The 1,723-nt window shown below is 63.9% G+C and carries 6 protein-coding genes; 1 reads left to right on the forward strand and 5 read right to left on the reverse strand.

The window, feature by feature from the left end; translation table 11 throughout:
- Positions 1-378, forward strand: a 378-nt coding sequence (locus tag AC1DZY_RS26540) for an ATP dependent DNA ligase (RefSeq protein ID WP_476823149.1), incomplete at its 5' end; no start/stop codon positions are given.
- A 2-nt stretch (positions 379-380) separates the two neighbouring features.
- Here AC1DZY_RS26540 and AC1DZY_RS26545 read toward each other — a convergent pair.
- The 5 genes from AC1DZY_RS26545 to AC1DZY_RS26565 are packed head-to-tail and all read right to left on the reverse strand — an operon-like array spanning position 381 to position 1,503.
- The gene (locus AC1DZY_RS26545) at positions 381-647 is read right to left on the reverse strand and encodes a DUF7696 family protein (RefSeq protein WP_476823150.1); all 267 of its coding nucleotides are present in this window, start codon (positions 645-647) and stop codon (positions 381-383) included.
- 40 nt (positions 648-687) lie between these two features.
- Complete coding sequence (locus AC1DZY_RS26550; RefSeq protein WP_476823151.1) at positions 688-849, reverse strand: hypothetical protein; 162 nt, start codon at positions 847-849, stop codon at positions 688-690.
- A 22-nt stretch (positions 850-871) separates the two neighbouring features.
- Positions 872-1,024, reverse strand: coding sequence for a hypothetical protein (locus tag AC1DZY_RS26555; protein ID WP_476823152.1), 153 nt, complete (start codon positions 1,022-1,024; stop codon positions 872-874).
- A gap of 27 nt (positions 1,025-1,051) precedes the next feature.
- On the reverse strand, positions 1,052-1,255 hold the full coding sequence (locus AC1DZY_RS26560) for a hypothetical protein (RefSeq protein WP_476823153.1): 204 nt from the start codon (positions 1,253-1,255) through the stop codon (positions 1,052-1,054).
- The gene (locus AC1DZY_RS26565) at positions 1,252-1,503 is read right to left on the reverse strand and encodes a hypothetical protein (RefSeq protein ID WP_476823154.1); all 252 of its coding nucleotides are present in this window, start codon (positions 1,501-1,503) and stop codon (positions 1,252-1,254) included. The genes AC1DZY_RS26560 and AC1DZY_RS26565 overlap by 4 nt, the downstream gene beginning before the upstream one ends.
- Between the last annotated feature and the right edge of the window lie 220 nt (positions 1,504-1,723).

The raw sequence follows: 1,723 nt of genomic DNA on the forward strand, positions 1-1,723 counted from the left end.
GACTGGCTCAAGATCAAGTGCATCCAGTCGGAGACCTTTCTCATAGTCGGATACGAACCGTCGGCCGCAGCACTGGGCGGGATCGGGCGGGTTCTGCTGGCGGCACAGCGAGAAGGCGGCCTGGTCTATGTCGGCAGCGTCGGCACTGGCTTCACGACAAAATCCGCCACCRACCTGCGCAAGCTGTTTTCCGGGMTCCTCGTCGAAAAGCCGGCCTTGCCGATCAAGGCGAAGGGGACCGTCTGGCTGTCACCAGTCCTGCCCGCCGAAATCGCCTTCCGAGGCTGGACCGACGACGACAAGCTTCGCCACGCCTCCTTCAAGGGCCTGCGCGAGGATGCGGACGCCAGCGACGTCTATGAAATTAGCGACCGCTGACATCAGTGCGGCCTCGCGAGAATTTGCTCGTATCGCTCGATAGCCGCCCGCAGTGCAGCCACGGCAGCCTCACCCCGAACGCCCTTGATCCCACGATCGTCGCCCGTCCCCCCGGGCACCCCATCGAGGAAGGTGTTGCGCTTACCGATCGGCATCATTGCGAGATAGGCGATCTCGGTCTCTTGCAGCCATTCGCCCGACCAAGTGGAGACCTCGCGGCCGGCCAGATGGGAATAGGCCATTGGCGGGTTGTCGGGCGGGAACGACATCGGGGAATCTCCTTAGCAGCCGGAGATTATTGCGCGCGCGTCACGTCCGCCACTGCCTCACCGTGTCCCATACCTCGATCGCCAGCACGAGTTCGATTAGTTCGCGCTCTTCCTTCGACCCTTCCGTGCACCCCAGCAATGCTTGGATACGCTCGGCGACTTCCTGATAGTGCGCGGCGGATTTGATCTTGATCGTGGGCATCGCGTGGCTCCGTGGCGGAGCGTCAACTGATATCAGCATTCCCGTTTCCTTCGCGTTCCCGGCGGCTGCGGGCATCCTGCGCATCCAACCGCGCGCAGTGGTCGAGATGGTGCTGCCAGCCCTCGTCACCGATTGCCGCGCGCAGGACATCCCAAGATGCGCGGAAACCAGCCATCGCTGCCTCGCAACTATGCTCCCGGCCTTAGACCGGCGCTTGAAAGCGCAGGCCATTGCCAAATCGGCCGGCGTGAAGATGGACGGTCCAGTCCCATGTCGCCGGCTCATCCGACCGATTCCTGGTGACAACGATCACACCGACCGAGACGCTCTCGCACAACACCGTCCAGCGGGCATCCGGATCATCTTGCGGGAAGTTCAGTGGTTGGCGGCGCAGGGCCAGAATCACAACGCCCTTATCTCCTCCTCGAACTGCTCCGGGATCTGGCCGTGGCGCGCCAGCACTTCGATCGAGCTGACCTCGCCGGTTTCCTCGTCGGCGCAGACATGCACCACGGCCAGGCCCTCGGCGGTGCGGCCCAGGCGCTCGCCATCCCGCAGGGCGTGATGCTTCGTCTTCGCCGGAACGCGCTGGGCCGGGACGAGCTTCTTGCGGTGGGTCTTGAACGGCTGGAGGAAAAAGGTGTCGACGTTCATGGCTTGACTCTCCGGGGCGCGTTCGTTCTCATTACGTTCTCATTTCGAGGAACGCAATGACCGCCGTGAAGCCGTCCCTTTCGCCCATCGACGACGCCATGCGGCAGGCCGAAGCGGTCGAGGTGCTGGCCGAGTTTGGCGGCGACGCGCTGGCCGCAATCCGCGCTCTCCTGGACGATCAGGCGACGCTCATCGTCGATGCCCAGGAGGCGATCTCGCG

The sequence above is a fragment of the Allobosea sp. P2_A10 genome, assembly GCF_056405115.1.